Below are 1,180 nucleotides of genomic sequence, written 5' to 3' on the forward strand. Positions count from 1 at the left end.
TAAAAAGTTATATAGAACAACTGCTGCCTCTTCTTCCCATTAAGCATATCTCCCAGTTAACAAGCGTACATTGGCACACCATTAAAGAGATAGATAAACGCCGACTTCGACAAGTTGTACCGTCAGTGAAATGGGAAGAGCTAAGGCAACTCGTCATGGACGAGTTCGCTATCTTTAAAGGGCATAGGTATGCCACGGTCATTGCTGACGCTAAGACTCACCAAGTCATTTGGATAGGGTTAGGCCGTAGCCGCAAGGACATACGACCGTTCTTCGAGCTGTTAGGCAAGCATGGCAACAATATCGAAGCGGTCGCAATGGACATGAATACGGCTTTTGACCTTGAAGTTCAAGCGCATTGCCCGAACGCAAAAATCGTTTACGACTTNNGGTTCATCGCGGATTAGCGGGAACTAAAAACAAAAACGGTAGTAAGTGATATGGTTTAGTCGCCAAACAAAAATCATACACAAACTACCGTTTTCATGCCGAATCATACTTTCCTATCTTCATTCTGGGAAGGCTTTCAAATAGTAAAGTCTCACCAGACAGCATCACTTATTACCCTGACTCTTAAACCTAACTCTGAGGCTAAGTGCCTTTGTGGTCTCGAGGCCGAGGCTATTCATGAGTATCAATGGCGTCATGTAAAAGAGGCCATGTTGCTCGGTGTTCCTGTTGAACTTTCCGTTCAAACACGAAGAATCAAGTGTCGTGACTGCGGCATAAAAACAGAGTCTCTATCTTGGCTAGAGCCTTATGCTCGCATCACGAAGCGCTTAAAAAGTTATATAGAACAACTGCTGCCTCTTCTTCCCATTAAGCATATCTCCCAGTTAACAAGCGTACATTGGCACACCATTAAAGAGATAGATAAACGCCGACTTCGCCAAGTGGTACCGTCAGTGAAATGGGAGGGGCTAAGGCAACTCGTCATGGATGAGTTCGCTATCTTTAAAGGACATCGGTATGCCACGGTCATCGCTGACGCTAAGACTCACCAAGTTATTTGGATAGGGTTAGGCCGTAGCCGCAAGGACATACGACCGTTCTTCGAGCTGTTAGGCAAGCATGGCAATAATATCGAAGCGGTCGCGATGGACATGAATACGGCTTTTGACCTTGAAGTTCAAGCGCATTGCCCGAACGCAAAAATCGTTTACGACTTATTCCATGTTGT

Annotated in this window: 1 protein-coding gene and 1 pseudogene; both read left to right on the forward strand. The window is 45.3% G+C overall.

The annotated features are described in order from the left end of the window. Window positions 1–386, forward strand: a pseudogene (locus AB4558_RS21695) (transposase); the annotation flags it as partial. 99 nt (window positions 387–485) lie between these two features. After that, a partial coding sequence (locus tag AB4558_RS21700) for an ISL3 family transposase (protein ID WP_372159102.1) occupies window positions 486–1,180 on the forward strand: 695 nt, incomplete at its 3' end.

The sequence above is a fragment of the Vibrio sp. 10N.222.51.C5 genome (genome assembly GCF_041474575.1).
GTDB classification, from domain to species: domain Bacteria; phylum Pseudomonadota; class Gammaproteobacteria; order Enterobacterales; family Vibrionaceae; genus Vibrio; species Vibrio crassostreae_C.